Origin of the sequence: Pseudomonas sp. MSSRFD41, from assembly GCF_014230245.1 — a bacterium.
Taxonomy (GTDB): Bacteria; Pseudomonadota; Gammaproteobacteria; order Pseudomonadales; family Pseudomonadaceae; genus Aquipseudomonas; species Aquipseudomonas piscis.
Genome location: NZ_JACKZK010000022.1, coordinates 73,447 through 92,346, shown reverse-complemented (window position 1 = coordinate 92,346; position 18,900 = coordinate 73,447). Strand labels below are relative to the sequence as shown.

Below are 18,900 nucleotides of genomic sequence, written 5' to 3'. Positions count from 1 at the left end.
GCAAGCCTGGCTCCTACAGTTCCATTAACTGAGCGGTATTGGCCTACCAGGGCGCCAGTTGCAGCCGTTCCGGCCGGTCGTTCACGGCGTCGTCCTGCTTGCGGGTCAGCAGGGGCTTGCCGTCGGTGCCGTAGAACTGCACCTGCAGTTCAGCGGTGTCGGGGTGCAGGTCCAGGCGGGCGAAGTTGTCGGCCTGGGTGAAGGCCCAGGTGCGGTAGTCCATGGTGCCCTTGACGTTTTTCAGGGCAAAACTGTCCGGGGTCTCGGGGGATCGCGAGTCGTGCACGTAGCCGGCGGGGTCGCCGTCGGCAAACGGGAACGGCCAGTAGAAGGCCGACGAGGTGACGGCGTAGGCCTTGATACCCTGGACCCCGTCACTGAACTCCAGCTGGGAAATGTTCGAGCAGTGAATGTCGCCGGACAGGAACACCACGTTCTGCACCTGGTACAGGGCGATGGTTTCCAGCACGATGCGGCGGGTGGTGGGGAACGCCGACCAGGAGTCGCTCTCGTTCTTGCGCCGATCGTAGCGCGGCCCCTCCCCTGCGGTATCGACGCCATTGGGCACGAAGACGCTGGAGGTCACCACGAACTTGGGGGTGTTGCCACGATCCTCCTGCATATGCCGCAACCAGGCACACAAGCGATCCAGCTGGCCGGGTTCGGCTGGGTGCAGCGAGGGTCGTCCCAGCAGATGGTTGTCCGGCAGGGCGCCGGGCTCATCATCGAGAAAGCGCTGGGTTCGGGTATCCAGCACGAAGAACGGGTAGCTTGCGCAGGAGAAGTCGTAGAACAGCTGCTTGACCGAGCGGTGCTTGAGGTACTGATCGTTGCCGGACATCGCGCGGTTCTGCACATAGCTGTCCTCGAAGCGCGGGCCATGGCTCCACTGGTAGCTCATGTAGGCACCCATGGCCCAATTGAACAAGGTGCGCTTGCCAAGGTTCTTGTCGATGCGATCCTGCGTCCAGTTGTCCTCGATCTCATGATCATCGAGGATCATGTAGGTGGGTTTGTGCGCCAGCAAGCGGCTGATGAAGGGCGAGCCGAAGGCAGTGTGGTAGCGCTCCTCGAACTCCTTGTAGCTGTCCGCCCGGCCGATGGGCACCGCGCGGTTGTACAGATCGGCATAGATCTGGTCCCCCACCATCAGCACGAACCGGGTATCGCCATGCTCGCTGAGCATGGGCCCGAAGATCGCATCCGAATCCCGCCGTTGCCATGGCAACCCCGGGTACCGGCAGGAACCCAGGAGAAAACTCAAGGGCTCGGAAGCCGCCCCAGCGTCGGCACTGGCGTGGGTGGTGAACTCGGCCTCCACATACACCCGTTCGGCGCCGAGGCGGTTCAGGTCGCTGGCCCAGGCCGAGGCTGGCGGCAGGCGCTGGACCACCGATTCGCTGGAGACCTCATCATCGATGGAACCCGCGTCATCGACATTCAGCGAAGCCATGCGCACCCGGTAGTGGGTGGCGGGTGTGAGCAGGAAGGGCTTGAGCTGCTTGCGCTCGGTCTCGTTGCGCCACAGGTTGACGTCGACTCCGAGGTTGAAGGTGCCGGTGCGGTGATACTCGCGACGCAGGCGAAAGTAGTAGATGTTGTCGGCGGCCACCCGGCCGTTGCCGCCCACCACACCAATGACGCCGATGGTACGGATGTCCTCGGCCACGCCCTTCTCATCCAGGGCGTCCGAGGCGGCGATCCACAAGCGGCAGGAAGTATCGGTGGTATGTCCGACGATCGGGCCCAGGGACGGGGTGCGAAGAGTGCTCACGGTTACCAGCTCCTTGGTGGGGTGTGCTGGCCAAGCTTAGTCGGAGCGCGCCGGCCGACAAGCCGCACCGGCCTGCTCGGACAGCCGGTCGCGGCCGGCGATGGCCAGCGCCAGCAACATCAGCAACGCCGCCATGCCGAAGGTCCAATGCATACCGCTGGCCACCGCCTCGACGCCGCCCCGCCCTCCCGCCTGCGGCTGCGCGCCCCAGGCGAACAGCGCGCCCATGGCCGCCGCGCCACTGATCAGCCCGACGTTGCGCGACAGGCTCAGCAGGCCCGCCGTCAGTCCGCGCTGCCGTGGCACCACATCGAGCATCACCAGGCTGTTGTTGGCCGCCTGGAACAACGCATAGCTGGCGGTAACCAGGGCCAGCGGCAGCAGGTAGCCCGCCAGTCCCAGGCTCAGGGGCAGCAGCGCCAGCAGGCCCAGGCCGCTGCACAGGCCCAGCAAGCCGAGCCGGGACAGCGACCGGGCACCGTAGCGATCCACCAGGCGCCCGGCGGGTGCGCCACTCAAGGTCGCCACCAGTGGCCCCAGGGACAGGCTCAGGCCCACCGCCAGGGTGTCCAGCCCCAACCCCCGGGACAGATAGAACGGCCCTATCACCTGGGTGGTCATGATCACCGTCGACACCAGCAGGCTCAGCCACAAGCTGCTTCGCAGTTGTGGCCGGCGCAAAAGGTCCGGCTGGAACAGCGGCACAGTCGCCCGGCGCTCGACGCGAACCAGCAGGACGACTCCCGCCGCGCTGGCCGCCAGCAGGCCCAGGTTCAGCGGCGCCAGCCGGTTATGCCCCAGGGTCAGGGCCAGGGCATAGGCGCCCAGGCTCAAAGCCAGGAGCACGCTGCCGGGCACATCGAAGGCACTGGCCGACGCCACCGGCCGGTCCGCGGGCAGGCAACGCCAGGCCAGCAGCAGCGCCACCAGCCCCAGGGGCACATTGACCAGGAACATCCAGCGCCAATCGATGCTGGCCAATATCAGGCCGCCGAGGGCCGGGCCCAGAGTGGTGCCCAAAGCCGACATGCTGCCCAGCCAGCCCATGGCAGCCCCGGTGCGGGCCTTGGGCAGCGCATCGCCCACCAGGGCCATGCTCAAGGCCAGCATCACTGCCGCTCCCAGGCCTTGCAGGGCGCGGGCCACCAGCAACCAGCCCAGGCCCGGGGCCAGGCCGCAGCACAACGAGGCCAGGGTGAACAGGGTGATGCCCCAGAGCAGCACCCGCCGCCGTCCCAGCAGGTCGCCCAGGCGCCCGGCGCTGGCGATCAGGGTAGTGACGGCCAGCAGATAGGCCAGGACAATCCACTGCACCTGCTGGAAGGACGCCTCCAGGTTCAGGGCCAGGCTCGGCAGCGCGGCATTGGCGATGCTGGTGTCCAGGGACGGCATCAGCATTGCCAGCGACAGGCTGGCCAGGGCCCAGCGCGCACGGGGCGCCAGGGCCTCCCGGGAGGTGGGATCGGATTCGGGAATGGGCATCGCACAGGCTCCAGCAACATGATGCCCGCCAGCCTAGGGCCGCCCATCACCAGGCGGAAGGCGCGGCCGGTGCATTTATTAGCTGCAGGCCACGCCATGCCAGCCGCGTTCGGCCATGCTAGATTGCGCCCATGTCGACTCCCGATCTGAATCTGTTGCTGACCCTGGACGTGCTGCTGGCCGAAGGCAGCGTGGCACGCGCCGCCGCACGCCTGCAACTGAGCCCCTCGGCCATGAGCCGGGCCCTGGCCCGCTTGCGCCAGGCCACTGGCGACCCGTTGCTGGTGCGCGCCGGGCGCGGCTTGGTGCCCACGCCCCGGGCCCTGGAGCTGCGCCAGCGGATCGGCCCCCTGGTAGAGGAAGCCCTGGCCGCCTTGCGTCCGGCCACCGAGGTGGACCTGCGGCAGTTGCGTCGAACCTTCACCCTGCGCAGCCGCGACGGTTTCGTCGAGAACTTCGGCCCGGCGCTGCTCGCCCGCCTGCAGCGGGAAGCGCCGGGCGTGCGGATGCATTTCGTGCCCAAGCTGGACCGCGACAGCCAGCCCCTGCGCGAGGCCAGCATCGATCTGGAAACAGCGGTGGTGGATGCCGACACCAGCCCCGAGCTGCGCACCCGGGCGTTGTTTCGCGATCGCTTCGTCGGCGTGGTACGCGCCGGCCACCCCTTGAGCCGGGGCCCGGTCGGCCTCGACGAGTACCTGGCCGGCCAGCACATCCTCGTCTCCCACCAGGGGCACGCCCACGGTCCCATGGACGCGGCCCTCCAGGCGCTGGGCCTGGCACGCCAGGTGACGGCCCTGGTCAGCGGGTTCTCCGCCGCCCTGGCCCTGGCCCGGGGCTCGGACCTGATCGCCATGGTGCCCGAGCGCCACACCAGCAACCTGCGGGCCGGCCTGCATGCCTTCGAGCTGCCCGTGGCGCTCGCGCCGATGACCATTTCCCTGCTCTGGCACCCCCGGATGGAGGCCGACCCGGCCCACCGCTGGCTACGCCAGTGCGTGCACGAGCTGTGCAGCACGCCGGGCGCCACCTGCGCGGAAACCGTCCACGTGGCACTGGACAGGCGCGGCCCCGGACCGTAAAAAGTCCCTGCCCGCCCGTCCTGAGGTCCTCATGCCACTGCACCGCCTACCGCTCCAGCACCTGCCCGCCATCATCGCCATCATCCTGGGCATGGCCCTGGCCATTGCCCGGGCCATGGAGCCGCAGGACTACTTCTGGGACAACTTTGCGGGCTACTGGCTGCCCCAGGCGCTGGTCCTCGGCTTGCTGCTCCTGACCCGCCCGGCCTCGGCCATGGTCGCCGGTGCCGCCCTGGCCCTGGCCATCCACCTGTTGCTGTTCTGCCTGTGGATCACCACCCCGCAGGATGCCCTGGGCTGGATCTACTACCTGCTCGACTTCCCCGGCGCGGTGCTCGGCGGCGCCGCGGCCCGCTACCTGGCCAAACGCCGCCCGCCACGCAGCGCCCTGGGCAGCGGCCTGCTGGGGTTCTTCGGTGTGGCATTGGGCTTTTTGCTGAACTTCAAGCTGCAATAGCGGGCGTACCGCTGATTCGGCGCCGGCGGACCCGGCGGCGAAAAAGGCCGAAGCCGCCCGCCCGACCCGGGTCGGGCGGGCGCGGCGTCAGATCTGGCCGTGACTGAGGTCGGCCAGGCGTCCTGACAAGGCCTGCATGGCCTCGCTGACCTTGTCCAGGGCCTGGGCGTCCCGGGCGTTGTCTTCGCTGATGCTGTGGATACGCACCGCCAGCTCGTTGATTTCCTGGGTCACGTGGCTCTGCTCCTGCGCCGCCACGGCAATCTGCTGCGCCCGCTGGGAAATGTCATCGAAGCTGTTGACCGTGCTCGACAGCGCATCCGACGCCCCGGCCGCCTCGCCCACCGCCTGGCGGGTGCGCGACTCGCCGGACTGGATGGCCTGTACCGCCTGGCGCGAAGCCTGCTGCAAGTCGTTGATCATGCCGCTGATTTCGTTGGCCGAGGTCTGGGTACGCCCGGCCAGGGTCCGCACCTCGTCGGCCACCACGGCGAAACCACGGCCCTGCTCGCCGGCCCGGGCCGCCTCGATGGCGGCATTGAGGGCCAGCAAGTTGGTCTGCTCGGAGATGGCCTTGATCACGTCCAGGACCGCGCCCACCTGTTGGCTGTCCTGCTCCAGGCGCTGGATCACCGAGGCCGCCTCGGCCATTTCCGTGGACAGCTGCTGGATCGACTCGCTGTTGGCCGCCACCCGTTGCTGGCCATCCTGCACCACTTCCAGCGACTGGCGCGCGGTGTCGGCGCAGTTGTTGGTGTTCTGCGCCACCTCCTGGGCACTGGAGGACATCTCGGTGATGGCCGTGGCCAGTTGGGTATTTTCCTGGCGCTGCTGCTCGGCGCGCCGGGCCAGGGTGCTGCTCAATTCGCCCAGGCGCGCGGCTTCGCTCTGCAACTGGCGGGCTTCGCTGGCGATCTTCTGCAGCATCTGCCGCAACTGCCCGGCATAGCGGTTGACCGCGCCACGCAAGGCGCCGATCTCATCGGCCCGATCCACGTGCAACTCGGCATTGTCGGTGGCCTGGCCACTGCCCAGGGCATCGATCTGGCGGGTGGTTTCCTCGAGCTGGGCAATCAGCTTGTTGCCCGCCAGCCAGGCGAAGAACAGCAACAGGGCCAGCAACGGCAGGAGGAATGCCAGGATCTCGGTGGTCATGGCCCGGGCCAGGCCGGTGACCCGCTCCTCGGGAGTCACCAGGCCGATGGTCCAGCCAGTGCCGGGCATGGTGAACAGGCTGACCCGCGCCGCTTCCTGCAAGCGTCCGTCGCGATCCAGGTCGAGGCTGCGCACCTGGCCGGGACGCGCCGCGCCAGCCAGGGCCTGGGCCACCGGGCGCAACCAGGCCTGCTGCTTGCTCAAGGCGTCGAAGCTGAGCATCTGCCCGCCGCCGCTGGCCTGGGCATCGGGGAAGTACAGGACGTTGCCGGCCTGGTCGAGGGCGAAGGCATAACCGCCGGTGACCGAACCCTGTTCCTTGAGAAAGCGCGCCAGGTCGTCCAGGCGCAGGTCGATGGTGGCCACCCCGGCAAAGGCGCCGCCCTGGCGATAGGGCACGCTGCAGGTGGTCATCGGTACCTGGGTCACCGGGTCCTGGTAGGCCTCGGACCACAGGCAGTGCCCGGCGGCGCTATTGCGCGCCCCCGTGTACCAGGCTTCATGGTGATAACCGGCGCTGCCGGCGGCGTTGTAGTCATCGGAATACACCAGCGAGCCCGCGTCGCTGCGGCCCCAGAAGAAGCTGCGGCGTTCCACGCCCGGGGCGAAGGCATTGGGTTCCGGCCAGATCCCGCCACCGGCGATGGCCTTGTCGTTCTCGTGGTCGATCACCTTGGGCGCGGTGGCCATGACCAGCTCCGGCTCCTTGGGCAGGCCCTCGACCATGTGCGCCATGCTCACGGTCACGCCTTCGATTCCCGCCAACTGCAAGGCCAGTTGACGGACGATGGCACTGCCGGTCTGTTCGATCAACGCCGAGCTCGCCTCCACTACCTTGGGTTGTCCCCGCAGGGTCATCACGGCAAAAACCGCCAGCGCCGTGAACAGCAACAGCAGCACGCTGCCGAGGGTCAAACGATGAGACAGACGAACCGGAAGCAAAGCCATGACGAACTCCGTATCAGTTAGGCATCCGGAGGTTATCGACCGCGACTGGTATTCCCTTGAGAAAAGAGTGACATCGTTCACATAAAAATCGCTTCCGGCCAGGGCGCCTGGCGTGTCAACCGCGGTTATCGCGCTCGCGCCGCAGCAACTCGGTCGCCCCTTGGATCAGGGCACGCTTGTGGTCGGCACTGAGGCCATCGCGGGGCACTTGGATCTTTACAAGGCCTGGTAACCCCCGTGCCCGCGGGTTACCAGGCGCCACTGGGGCGCTACCGTCCACGGCCGGCACCACCCCGGTGACGAAGCTCGAGTCGGACAGGGGCAGCACCGCCGCAACGACATCCGCGACGCTGCCCACTGGGGGCCGGGACATGGAGCGCGGCAAGGGCCTGCGGCTCGAGCCCTTGCCGCGTCCGTCTCAACCTTCGAGCACCAGCATGAACTGGCTGAAGCGATCGATGCCGTCCTTGGACAGCTCCAGGCCCTTCTCGCCCATGCGCGACATCCACTTGCCGTTGTCCCCACGCAGGGATATCTGGCCGCTGGCCGTATCGATGGCGTAGGCGAACTGGCAATACGGGTCAATGCTGTCCTTGGACAGCTCCAGGCCCGTGGCCCCCATGCGCGACATGAACTTGCCGGTATCGCCCTGCAGGGCGAGCTTCTTGTCGGTGCCGATCTGCACCAGCACCACCCTGAACTTGCAGTACTGATCGATGGAGCCCTTGGACAACTCCAGGCCGGTCGCGCCCATGCGCGACATGTAGTTGCCCGAGTCGCCACGCAGCGAGATGACACTACCGTTTTCGATGACACGTTGTGGAATGACGATCATGGTTGGCACTCCTTGCTGATTGGGTATGTCCTGCTTGCGGCCAGCGCCTGCCGCTACCGGACGCTGGCCTCTGGTACAGGTGCAACGCCCGGCAAGACGCTCCGCAAACGAAGTCTAGTCGAGCCCTCGGCAAGCCCCGGGACTCCTGGCAGGAACAGGACCAGCGGTTGGGTGCCCCGGCGCCAGGCGGCGCCGGCGGTCTTCACTCTGGCGAACGGTTGGTGTATTGCGCGAAGTGCTCGGCGTAGTCCGTCAGGTGCTCGTCGAGCATGTGGCGGAACTGATCGACGAAGTAGTCCAGCGTCTGCTGCTTGGAAGCGGCCATTTCCTCGGCGTCACGGCAGCCGGTGGCGCGGATGAATGCGCAGAAACGGGCATTGGCATACATCAGCGAAGCGCTGACCTTGCCACGGCCGCTAGTGGCGACCTGGGAGTTGGCCAGGTCGATGATGGCGTCGGCGCGATCGAAGAACTGGTGATCCGGTTCGTTGGCCACAGGAGGCTCCTTTTGCTGGGTATGAAAACGAGGCGCCGGAGTATATGAGCTTTGCCCGGCAAAACCGACGGATTTCAGCGCCGCGCCTGGAGTGGGCGAAAGCTGAGCCGCATCGACATCATCGGCATCTCCCGCCAGCGGACCTGGGGGAATCCGGGCGCGCAGACTGCCAACTTTGCCCCCAACACCTCAAGCCGGCTCTCAGCGGGATTCGGGCCAGTGCCGGGCCAGCACCGGGGCCACCCGGGGCTCGTGCTCGATGCGTTCGAGCAGGGCCACGAAATGCGGCTGGCTGTGGCGCAGCGCGTCCCTGGCGCCGCCCCAGCGCGACACCACCGCCGCCTGGATATCCAGGGCCCCGGGCGCGTCGCCGCTAAGGAAAGGCCGTGGAGCGAACTGGCGGGCGAACAGCTCCCAGGCGTGGTGCAGGCGTTGCCCGGTCGCCTGGCGCACCCGCGCCTCCAGCGCCGGGTCGGCATCGCTGACCCAACGCGCCGGATAGTCGAGGATGCCGATCGCCGAGTAGCAGTTGGCGGCGATGTACACCAAGCCACGAATGACCTGGGCCCGCGCCGCGGCCTGGGTCGGCAGCAACCCGGAATCGGCGAATTGCAACCCGAGGTGGATCAGGATCGCCGCGCTTTCGGTGAGGATGCTGCCATCGGGCAACTGCAAGGTGGGAATCTGCAGCAACGGATTGAGCCGCTCCAGGGCGTCCCGCCCCGGGCTGGCTTGCCAGGGCGCGGCCTCGATACAGCGATACGGCGCCTGGCAATACTCCAGGGCAATCTCGACCATGGCCGAACCCGTGCCCTGGCTTCCATACAAGTGATACATCTTGGCGACCTCCAGGTTGACCGGGGCACTCTACGCCTATCGGTCCCGGGAACGACACTCCACGTGCAGCATCTGCTCGCCCAGGGCGCGCGTCTGCAAGCGCACCGGCAGGAAGGCTTCGATCACCTGGATATTGCTCGCCAGATGATTGGTCAGGCGCGGCGTGGTGAAGCTGCCGCCACCGGCCAGGGCCATGGGCAGCAACAACTGGTCGGCCAGGCATTCGGCCACCGCCGCGCCGGAGGCCAGCCACTCCCGGGCCTGGTCGATGGCGGCATCGGCGACGCTTTCGGCCCGCAGGCTGTTCTGGGCGAAACCGCAGAACAACTCGGTCAGGTGCTCGTAGGCGAACTCCAGCAACAGCACGTTGCCCGGGCCGTATTGCTCATCCAGCTGCACGTCTTGCAGCTCCTCCCGGGACAGCCCCAGGCGATTGCCCACCCGCCGCAGTTCACGCTCGGCCACATGTTCCGGCAAGCCGGCGCTCAGGGCCCAGGCCCGACGTCCGAGCAAGGCGCCACGCTCTTGCAGATGCACGGGCTGCAGGGTCGAAGGCCGTACCAACAGCTCCAGCTCGCCACCGCCAGCCGGTACGAAACCATGGCGCAGCAACTGCAACTCCACCTGCGCGCCCATGCGCCGCAGCTGCGGCAGCCAGGAGTGCTGGAGGAAGTCCGCCGGTGGTGCCAGGGGATTATGGGTGCCGCCGGTGACCGTCACCCGGCTGGGTTCCGGGGCCTGGAGCAAGGCCGGCAGCAAGGTCTGCAACACCAGGGTGCAGCTGCCGGCGGTGCCGATGGCGAAGCGGTAGTCGCCGCCACGGATCGGCCCCGGTTCGAAGTCCAGCACCTGGGAGCCCAGCTCGGCCCCCCGGACCCTGGCCCCGCACACCTGGGCAGCGGCCTGGACCGCCGTCAGGTGCTGGCGCATCAGGCCCGGGCGGCTGCGCCGGGCGCGTATATTGCCGATCCGCAGGGCCTTGCCGGTGAGCATCGACAGGCTCAGGGCACTGCGCAGTACCTGGCCGCCGCCAATGGCGCCGTCCAGCTCGATCACATCCTGTTTCATCATGTTCCTTAAGCGTAGTGCCGGACGGTGTCTCTCAAGTAGGCGTCCAGCAAGGCATTGTCTTCATGGGTGCGCGCAAGCTTCGGCACCGGGCGCTCCAGCTCGGCGGCGATGAAGTCGTGCAACGCCGGGCGCCGGGGACCATGGGTGGATTCAATGGCATGGCGCTTCAAGTCCAGCAGCTCATCCACCTCGTCCAGCAAGCGCCGATCATCGACGGTCTCCAGCAGCTCGGCGAAGGTCATGGGCGGTCGGCCCCGGCCCTGGTCGATCCAGCGCACCGCCAGCAACGGTCGCAGCACATAGAAGTATTTCTTGAACCGCACGCTCTCGCCCTGGAGGTAACCGCGAAAGTTCTTCCGGGCCATCGACAGGTAGTGGTTGCGCGCCGCCGGCGGGCTATAGAAGGCCTCGGCCAGCTCGCGCAAACGCGCGGTCGCAGCCACCTCGCGGCGATACACCAGGGGCGAATCGAGCCATTCGAGCAAGGTCGGGTTGGACTTGCGCAGCAACCCCAGGGTCTTGCGCAGCTCCCAGCCGCTGACATCCAGCTCATCGTCCAGCGGGCGCTCGATCACGTCCCGCGCGGCGTCCACCTGGATGAACCACTCGGGTTTCTCCACGTAGATGAAACGCACGTCGTAGTCGCTGTCGGTGGAGGCGAAGCCCCAGGCCCGGCTACCGGACTCGCAGGCATACAGCACCTGCACATTGCGCTCGCGCTCGATCCGCGCCAGCTCCTCCAGGACCCGTTCGCGCATGGCGTCGTCCAGGGGGTGAAGTTCCTTGTCTACTTGCATGTCCTGCTTCCTGTTCAATCGGTGGCACTGGCCATCAGTACCCCCAAGGTCCGGCGCTCGGGGTTCCAGATGCTCAGGCACCAGACGCCCCACCACTCCAGGCCCTCATCGAAATAATCGCTCCAGGCCTCGCTGGCCGCCGTCCCCTCGACCTGCCAATCCAGCTGCAAATCGCTCACCCAGTCGATCACCACCGGCTGCGCCCCGGGTTCAAGCCCCAGCAGGGCCAGCCAACGCTGGAAGATCGCCTCCGGCGGCTCGCCATCCTCGGGGAAACGCGTTCGGTAAGGCGGGTCGATAAAGGCCTGGTACAAGGCCTGCGGACCTGACATGCAGCTGGCGGTACCCAGGCGCTGGAGCTCTTGCGCATCCAGCTCCCGAGCCACGGCCCGCTGCAGTTCCCAGCGCATCGGCGACGCCTCGCCGAGATCGGCATAGCGCGGATGCTCCTGGATCAGCCGGCGCCGCGCCTCCCGGCGCTGCTCTTCTATCTGCAGGTACAAGGCGTCGAGGGCCTGGCGATGCAGATCAAGGTCGATGCTGGCCTGTGGCGCGACGTCCAGCACGGCGAACTCGAATACGCAGCCCGCCTCTTTCAATTGCCGGCGCAGGGCCTGGATCTGCTCGTTGTCCTGCAGGTTCAGTAGTGGCGACAACATGCTTGCTCTCCTTGGTTCATGGCAGCCACTTGAGTGAACCTGCCGGCAGCTCTCCAGTCTTTTCCATCATTCGTACCCGCTGGGCCAGCGCCTCGCGCAGCGGCTTGGGGGTCACCGGGTCGAACAGCGCATAACGCCCACTGCACCAACCGGCCAATTGCGCCTGCCAGTAGCTCGCCTGTTGTGGAGCCTGGTCCAGGCGCCACAGCAGGTACTCCAGCTGCCGCCAGCCCGGCTTGAGACTCAGCAGCATCCGCTGGCGCCATGCAGGCAGCGCTGGCCAGTGAACATCCATGTACTGCTCCAGGGCTTCGTCGAATACCGCCCAGGGTTGTTCGCGCAGCAGGCTGATCGCCATCTCGAAGATCTTGTCCGAGACATCGCCCAGGGCCTTGAGCTGCCAGGCCATGCCGCGCTCGCCCAGGCTATGCAGGGCCAGCAGACGCGTGTTCAAGGCCGGCGAGGCCAGGGCCAGTTGCACCATGGCATCGGCCCGGGGCTCTTGCAGTTCCCTGGCCAGGCCCAGCAGGCCCTGCCACTGCGACCGGTTTGCCGGCGCCGGTTGCAGCACCCGGGCCAGCAGCACTTCCCGTGGCTCCAGGCCATAGCGTGGCGCCGCCCAATGCCCCAGGCCACGCAGGGCCGCCGAGGGGTCGAGCAAGGCCTGGCGCAGTTGCTCGCGCGGGTCGTCCAACAGCGGCAGCAACAAGCGCAGGGCCTTGACCCGCACGCTAGCGCCCGAGGTCCGCATGACCTGCTCCAGCAACGGCCGGGCCTGCTCTTTAGCCAGCCCGGAACAGGCGTCCACCGCCATCTGCCGCACGCTGACCTCGCCATGGCCCAGGGCCTGGGCCAGCAGTGCCGGGCGATCCGCGCCACTGTCCAGCAACAGCTCGAAGACGAACCGTGCGGCCCGGCCCCGGCAAGCGCCAAAGGCCTGCTCGACCTTGCCTCGTACTTGCGGCAACTGCAGCACCGCGCGTACCCGTTCCAGGGTCGCCCCGTGGCTGACCCGCTGCTTGGCGGTCAAGGCCAGCAGCGGACCCAGGACCTGCAACCACAAGGCGCCCTGTTCAGGCACCAGGTACAGCTCCACGGCCGTAGCCGCCTCCTGGCGAACCTGGGGCACCCAATCGTTGAGGCGCTCCAGCAGCACCACCAGGGCGGCGGCCGACGGCTGGCGGGCCAGGCGTCGTACTGCCGACTGGCGGACGAAGCCATTGCCAAAACCGCTCAGGACCAGCCAGGCATCGTGTTCGTCCCGGGTTTGCCAGACTTCGCGCATCCGGCCAATTTCGTAGTCGCTCAGTTGGTAGTGCCAATCGGGCGGGCACTCCAGCATATCCATGACATCCATCGCTCTACCCCTTGACGCATACCACCTGACGCAAGGTATGCAGTACTTCCACCAGTTCGCGCTGGGCGTCCATCACTTGGTCGATGTCCTTGTAGGCCATCGGGATCTCGTCGATCACGTTCTCATCCTTACGGCACTCCACATGGGCGGTGGCGCGAATCTGGTCGGCCAGGGTGAAGGTGTTCTTGGCCTTGGTCCGGCTCATGGTTCGACCGGCACCGTGGCTGCAGGAGCAGAACGCCTCCTCGTTACCCAACCCGCGGACGATGAAGCTCTTGGCTCCCATCGACCCGGGGATGATCCCCAACTCGCCCTTCTTCGCCGACACCGCGCCCTTGCGGGTCACCAGCACCTCTTCACCGAAGTGGCGCTCCTTCTGTACGTAGTTGTGGTGGCAGTTCACCGCCTCCAGCGCCACTTCGAAGGGTTTGCTGATCACCTTGCGGGTGGCCTGGATCACCAGTTGCATCATCAACTCGCGGTTCTGCCGGGCGAAATCCTGGGCCCAGGCCACGGCCTCGACGTAATCATCGAAGTGCTGGCTACCTTCCTCGAAGTAGGCCAGGTCGCGGTCCGGCAGGTTGGCGATGTGCTGGCGCATATCCGCCTGGGCCAGGTTGATGAACAGGTTGCCGATGGCATTACCCACGCCGCGCGAACCGCTATGGAGCATGAACCAGACGCGGTTGGCCTCGTCCAGGCAGACCTCGATGAAGTGATTCCCGCCTCCCAGGGTTCCCAGGTGCTGGCGGTTGTTGCTGTTGGCCAGCGCCGGGTACTTATCGGTGATCGCCTTGAACCGTGGATGCAGGGCCGCCCAGGCCTGGTCGGCCTGTTGCGGGATCTCGCCCCAGGCCCCCTTGTCTCGTCCGCTACGGGGCGAGGTACGACCGTGGGGCACCGCCTGCTCGATGGCACTACGCAACCCGGCCAGGTTATCCGGCAGGTCGGAGGCGGTCAGCGAGGTCCGGGCGGCGATCATCCCGCAGCCGATATCCACCCCGACCGCCGCCGGAATGATCGCGCCCACGGTGGGGATCACGCTGCCGATGGTCGATCCCTTACCCAGGTGGACGTCGGGCATCACAGCCAGGTGCTTGAAGATGAAGGGCATCTTGGCGGTGTTCATCAGTTGCTGGCGGGCTTCGTTTTCCACGGGCACGCCCTGGGTCCACATCTTGATTGGCTTACCGTTGGCGACTTCCAGCAATTGGTAGGTCTTGCGTTCCATATCTTTTTACTCTTTCTTCCTGGGGCCCGAATCCGGGCCTTGTTGTATCGGCAGCGCAAGAGCGGATTGCAGTCTTGCGCCCATGATCGATCGGGTGGCCGGCCGGGCATCCGGCAGGCCTGGGCGACAAAAAAGGGTGAAACATGCAGCCTGCTCTACCTCTGAGCTACCACCTTGCGGTGGGCGGGAATCGAACCCGCGACCAGGCTGTCCTGTAGTTCCACCGGCATTCGCCGGGTCAATCGGTGCAGGCCGGGCCTGCGGGCAGCGACAAGGGAACGGGCACATTTGCTCTACCCACTGAGCTACAGCCTTGCGGCTGGCGGGGCTCGAACCCGCGACACGATGTAGTACCCGTGGCATTCGCTGCCATCCCGCCAAGGCGGGGAAAACCTGCGACGACAAGGGATCGATGAAACGATGCACTCGCGTTCTGCTGGTTGAACCACGGCGCCCTTTTCGAGCACCGGCGGGGCTTGCACCCGCATCTCGAGCCTTGGATGTAGTTCCATCGGCATTCGTCGCAAAAAACCGCAAAACAGGTGGCGCGACAACAGGAGTGGCTGATAGCCGGATTCGAACCGGCAAGACCAGGATGTACAGCCACCGGCATTCGCGCCGTCACCGGCCCTGACAAAATCTGCTGAGACGCCTTTGGATGTAGTCACAGCGGCATTCAGGGCCAATGATCAAGAAACTTCTGTGTGCGCCGGCTGCCCGGCGCATGCTCTGACTCAATGACCTGGCGCTCAGGGCGCCAGGGCCTCGATGGCTTTCACCCAGTGCTGGCCGCCGTAGTTGCCGGCGATGAACTGCTCGATTACGTCGAACACCGCATCGCTGAAGCCACCGACGTTGAGGATGTCCTCACGGTCCGGGGCCTGGGTGGTAGCCCCGGGTTGCATATCGATGCACACCAGCCGGGCGTTGGGGTTGATCGCCTTGATCCGCTCCCACTGGCGCATGGTTTCAGTGGCCCCATGGCGCCGGGCGTCGATCCACGACTCGTTGTCCGAGACCAGGATCAGCGTGTCCAGCTTGAACCGCGCATTGGCCAGCTGCGCCAAGGGTGCCGAGCAGTTGGTCCCGCCGCCACCGATGGCCGCCAGCTTCTGGGCATTGGTCATCACGCTGTCCCGGGGGTTGAGGCGGATATCCACCACGTCCCGCTCGAACGGCATGACCCGCGCCGTCGGCCGCTTGCGCAGGACCGCCGCCGCCACCAGGGCCGCCACATCGATGCAGCGCACCGCCGTGGTGGCGCCCTGGCGATACCCCGTGACCGGACTGTGCATCGACCCCGAGACGTCCGGGCATACCACCACCGAACCGCTGAGCGCCGGCACGTTGGCCAGGGACAGCTCCAGGGCATCCTGCAGCGCCTCGCGCACCCGCTGCGGCACCTCCTGCCCCGCCATGCGGTAGGCCGCCAGCAGCTGGTACGGGTAGACCCGGGCCTTGGCCACCTCCTCGGCATCCGCCAGGCGCGCCGCCACATACTCCGTGCAACCGCGCACCTGGAACGCACCGTGGCGAGCCAGGGTGTTGAGGTTCATGCGCAGCCCCTGCCAGCCCATGTTGCGAGCCTGGGCGGCCCATTGCTCGGCGCTCAGGGTCTCGTTGCCCAGCAACTGGAACGGTACATCCGGCACCTGGGTGCTGGCCCCGCTGCGAAACGCCAGCAGCTCGCGGGTCAGCCCGGGCAGCGCCTGGACATCCACCGGCTTGCCGATCAGCCAGGCGAAGAAAGCTTCGCGCCAGGCCTCGCGGGGCTTGGGGTGGACCATCTTGACCACATCCGCCAGCGACGGCTGGTTGCCGATCGATGCCTGCAGCAGCTGGCGCTCGCTGGCGTTGTTCAGCCACTCCTGCACCAGGCGCTTGGGTTGCGAGCCCAGGGACTTGCGACCGGTCACGCCGCTACGCAGGATCTGCACGTAGTTGCGCAGCATCTTGCCGTTGTCCACCACCTGGGCGAACAGCTCGGGCACCTGGACCGAACGTTGCGCGGTCAGCGCCGCCAGCAGCAACGCCGGCATGTCCTTCATATGGCCTTGCTGGCGAGCGTAGCGAGCGGCCTGGGCCACGAAGCGGCTGTCGACTTCACTCACCAGTTGCAACACGGCTTCCAGCTGATCCTCGGGCGAGGTGTAGAAGGTCGAGTTCAGGCAACCGGTGACCGCCAGCTGGGCCAGGCGATGCTTGGCGTTGTGGGCGTAGGCCGGGGCCTGGGAGGCATTGCGGGTGTCGCTCGCCGGGGCTTTTGCCTGTTGGGTGTTGAACAGCTGCTGGTTGGCCATCTTGGCGTCTCGCTGGTTGTCTTGTTCGTTGCCAGAGATATTGCAGCCGCCGTGCCAGCTTTGAATTTTTTATCGAATTAATTTTTAACTTATTGATTTTAAACAGATTTATTTTTCATCTTTATTTCTTCTGTGATTTTTCGCGACAAACGCCGCTCCGATTTTATATCTTTATCTATCGCAGTTTATCTAAGGGTATAAACATGTCAGGCAAGTCCACGGTCGCCATCGGTTTCGTCGGCGCCACCCTCGATCGCGTCGGCAAGGGCGCCAACCGCTGGAGCCACTGGCGCCCGAGCGTGGGCTTGTGCCAGCAGCAGGATGTGCTGATTCACCGCCTGGAACTGATCCACGGCATCGACGCCCGGGACATCAGCCTCGCCGGGCGCATTGCCGACGACATCCGCCAGGTCTCCCCCGAGACCGAGGTGCGCCTGCACCCCATGGAGCTGAAGAACCCCTGGGACTTCGAGGAGGTGTATGGCGCCCTGCACGACTTCACCAGCGCCTACGCGTTCGACACCGAGCGCGAGGACTACCTGGTGCACATCACCACCGGGACCCACGTGGCGCAGATCTGCTGGTTCCTGTTGACCGAGGCCCGCTACCTGCCGGCGCGGCTGATCCAGACCTCGCCAGCCCGGCGCCGCGACCCGGGCGAACACGCCACCGGCACCCATGCGCTGATCGACCTCGACCTGTCGCGCTATGACCGCATCGCCTCGCGCTTCGCCCACAAGCGCCTGGAGGGCCTGGCCTTTCTCAAGTCGGGGATCGCCACCCGCAACCTGGCCTTCAACCGCTCCATCGAACAGATCGAGCGAGTGGCGGTACGCTCCAAGGCGCCGATGCTGCTGATCGGCCCCACCGGGGCGGGCAAGTCGTTCCTGGCCCGGCGCATCTATGAACTCAAGCGCGGCCGGCACCAGGTCCAGGGGCGCTTTGTCGAGGTCAACTGCGCCACCCTGCGCGGCGACGGCGCCATGTCGGCACTGTTCGGCCATACCAAGGGCGCCTTCACCGGCGCCCAGAATGCCCGCGACGGCCTGCTGCGAGCGGCCCACGGCGGCATGTTGTTCCTCGACGAGATCGGCGAACTGGGCCTGGACGAACAGGCGATGCTGCTCAAGGCCATCGAGGAAAAACGCTTCTTCCCCATGGGGTCGGACCAGGAGGTGGAGAGCGACTTCCTGATCATCGCCGGCACCCACCGCGACCTGCGCGGCCGGGTCGCCCAGGGCCTGTTCCGCGAAGACCTGTACGCCCGGATCAACCTCTGGACCTTCAATCTGCCGGGGCTGGCGGGACGCCGCGAAGACATCGAGCCCAACATCGATTTCGAGCTGGAACGCCATGCCCGGGAGCAAGGCCAACTGGTGCGCTTCAACCTCGAGGCCCGGCGGCGCTACCTGGCCTTCGCCAGCTCCAGCGAAGCGGCCTGGCTGGGCAACTTCCGCGAGCTATCGGCGTCCATCACCCGCATGGCCACCCTGGCCGATAGCGGCCGGATCGACGAGGCCCTGGCCCAGGAAGAGATCCAGCGCCTGCGCCATGCCTGGGGCCTGGAACAGGTCGAGGACGAGGTGCAACTGTTGCTAGGTGCAGACGTGGAGCTGGACCTGTTCGACCGCCTGCAACTCAAGGCGGTGATCGCCGAATGCCGGCGCGCCGACAGCCTGTCGGATGCCGGGCGGCGCCTGTTCGGGGTCTCGCGCCTGGGCAAGGCCAATCCCAACGACGCCGATCGCTTGCGCAAGTACCTGGCGCGCTTCGGCCTGGACTGGAAACAGATCACCAGTTGAGCATCGCGTAGCTGCTCATGAATGCCCGCTGCAGGCCCTGGGGGCCTTGGCGCAGCCTCGCAAGCTCGACAACGGCTACAAAGGCTGCGCACGGGCGCGCAGCGGCCGCGATGCGTCGGATCAGGCCAGCGTCGGCTGCGGCACGACGAACACGCCGCTGGCTCGGGCCACTTCGCGCTCGCCAACGCTCAGCACCACGGTGGCGAAGGCGATCTGCCGCCCGCGCCGGGAATGCTCCAGGCGCACCTCCAGCCACTCCCCCACCTGCACCGCGCCCAGGTAATCGAGGTTCATGCTGGCCGTGATCAGCGGCAATGGCGGCTCGCTGGCGAACGCCATGGCATACCCCATGCCGACGTCCGCCAGGGTGGCGATGATGCCGCCATGGACGATGCCGCGACCGTTGGCGTGGCGCGCATCGGCGCGCAGGCCCACGCGCAGCCCACTGCCACTGCCGCGGCCATAGACCGGCCCGATCAACTCCAGCAACGGGCTGCTGCGCGGCAAGGGACTGAAGCCCTGGGGAATGTCTGCTTGATTCATAACGTACTCCTGGTCGACTCGGAACCGCCCCGGGGCATTCAGGTGTAGCGCCTATCCAGGGTGCTGCCCATGAC

Annotated in this window: 16 protein-coding genes and 2 pseudogenes; 3 read left to right on the top strand and 15 right to left on the bottom strand. The window is 66.6% G+C overall.

Annotated elements, in window-relative coordinates:
• Positions 1–43 precede the first annotated feature (43 nt).
• Together H7A76_RS25760 and H7A76_RS25755 are read right to left on the bottom strand one after the other, a co-directional pair.
• Positions 44–1,774 (bottom strand): alkaline phosphatase D family protein, encoded by a 1,731-nt coding sequence (locus H7A76_RS25760; RefSeq protein WP_185701112.1) that lies wholly within the window; start codon positions 1,772–1,774, stop codon positions 44–46.
• 36 nt (positions 1,775–1,810) lie between these two features.
• Positions 1,811–3,256 carry an MFS transporter gene (locus tag H7A76_RS25755; RefSeq protein WP_185701111.1) on the bottom strand — a complete coding sequence of 482 codons (1,446 nt, stop codon included), beginning with the start codon at positions 3,254–3,256 and terminating at the stop codon, positions 1,811–1,813.
• Between the two features lie 131 nt (positions 3,257–3,387).
• On the opposite strand from H7A76_RS25755, the gene H7A76_RS25750 reads away from it, so the two are divergent.
• Positions 3,388–4,338, top strand: a complete 951-nt coding sequence (locus H7A76_RS25750) for a LysR family transcriptional regulator (protein WP_185701110.1) — start codon at positions 3,388–3,390, stop codon at positions 4,336–4,338.
• Between the two features lie 31 nt (positions 4,339–4,369).
• The gene (locus H7A76_RS25745; RefSeq protein ID WP_185701109.1) at positions 4,370–4,795 is read left to right on the top strand and encodes a hypothetical protein; all 426 of its coding nucleotides are present in this window, start codon (positions 4,370–4,372) and stop codon (positions 4,793–4,795) included.
• 87 nt (positions 4,796–4,882) lie between these two features.
• Here the strand turns inward: H7A76_RS25745 and H7A76_RS32895 are convergent.
• The 12 genes and pseudogenes from H7A76_RS32895 to H7A76_RS25690 all read right to left on the bottom strand — a co-directional run.
• A pseudogene (locus H7A76_RS32895) lies at positions 4,883–5,419 on the bottom strand (methyl-accepting chemotaxis protein); the annotation flags it as partial.
• 585 nt (positions 5,420–6,004) lie between these two features.
• Positions 6,005–6,640 (bottom strand): annotated as a pseudogene (locus H7A76_RS32890) (cache domain-containing protein); the annotation flags it as partial.
• Positions 6,641–7,013: 373 nt separating this feature from the next.
• Positions 7,014–7,271: a hypothetical protein gene (locus H7A76_RS25735; RefSeq protein ID WP_185701107.1), complete on the bottom strand. Its 258-nt coding sequence runs from the start codon at positions 7,269–7,271 to the stop codon at positions 7,014–7,016.
• Positions 7,272–7,316: 45 nt separating this feature from the next.
• On the bottom strand, positions 7,317–7,733 hold the full coding sequence (locus H7A76_RS25730; RefSeq protein ID WP_185701106.1) for a hypothetical protein: 417 nt from the start codon (positions 7,731–7,733) through the stop codon (positions 7,317–7,319).
• Positions 7,734–7,935: 202 nt separating this feature from the next.
• The gene (locus H7A76_RS25725; protein WP_185701105.1) at positions 7,936–8,229 is read right to left on the bottom strand and encodes a DUF3144 domain-containing protein; all 294 of its coding nucleotides are present in this window, start codon (positions 8,227–8,229) and stop codon (positions 7,936–7,938) included.
• A gap of 201 nt (positions 8,230–8,430) precedes the next feature.
• Entirely contained in the window at positions 8,431–9,066 is a 636-nt protein-coding gene (locus H7A76_RS25720; RefSeq protein WP_185701104.1) for a glutathione S-transferase family protein, read from the bottom strand.
• Positions 9,067–9,102: 36 nt separating this feature from the next.
• The gene (gene rtcA / locus H7A76_RS25715; protein ID WP_185701103.1) at positions 9,103–10,134 is read right to left on the bottom strand and encodes an RNA 3'-terminal phosphate cyclase; all 1,032 of its coding nucleotides are present in this window, start codon (positions 10,132–10,134) and stop codon (positions 9,103–9,105) included.
• Positions 10,135–10,142: 8 nt separating this feature from the next.
• Positions 10,143–10,934, bottom strand: a complete 792-nt coding sequence (locus H7A76_RS25710; protein WP_185701102.1) for a nucleotidyltransferase domain-containing protein — start codon at positions 10,932–10,934, stop codon at positions 10,143–10,145.
• Between the two features lie 14 nt (positions 10,935–10,948).
• Complete coding sequence (locus H7A76_RS25705) at positions 10,949–11,593, bottom strand: hypothetical protein (protein WP_185701101.1); 645 nt, start codon at positions 11,591–11,593, stop codon at positions 10,949–10,951.
• A gap of 16 nt (positions 11,594–11,609) precedes the next feature.
• Positions 11,610–12,950 carry a PBS lyase gene (locus tag H7A76_RS25700; RefSeq protein ID WP_185701100.1) on the bottom strand — a complete coding sequence of 447 codons (1,341 nt, stop codon included), beginning with the start codon at positions 12,948–12,950 and terminating at the stop codon, positions 11,610–11,612.
• Between the two features lie 4 nt (positions 12,951–12,954).
• Positions 12,955–14,181, bottom strand: a complete 1,227-nt coding sequence (locus tag H7A76_RS25695; RefSeq protein WP_053138441.1) for an RtcB family protein — start codon at positions 14,179–14,181, stop codon at positions 12,955–12,957.
• 749 nt (positions 14,182–14,930) lie between these two features.
• On the bottom strand, positions 14,931–16,481 hold the full coding sequence (locus H7A76_RS25690; protein WP_185701099.1) for an RNA-binding protein: 1,551 nt from the start codon (positions 16,479–16,481) through the stop codon (positions 14,931–14,933).
• Between the two features lie 203 nt (positions 16,482–16,684).
• Here H7A76_RS25690 and rtcR point away from each other — a divergent pair, with 203 nt between their 5' ends.
• Entirely contained in the window at positions 16,685–18,283 is a 1,599-nt protein-coding gene (gene rtcR, locus H7A76_RS25685) for an RNA repair transcriptional activator RtcR (RefSeq protein ID WP_185701098.1), read from the top strand.
• A gap of 120 nt (positions 18,284–18,403) precedes the next feature.
• Here rtcR and H7A76_RS25680 read toward each other — a convergent pair whose 3' ends face one another.
• Complete coding sequence (locus H7A76_RS25680) at positions 18,404–18,826, bottom strand: PaaI family thioesterase (protein ID WP_185701097.1); 423 nt, start codon at positions 18,824–18,826, stop codon at positions 18,404–18,406.
• Positions 18,827–18,900: the final 74 nt, after the last annotated feature.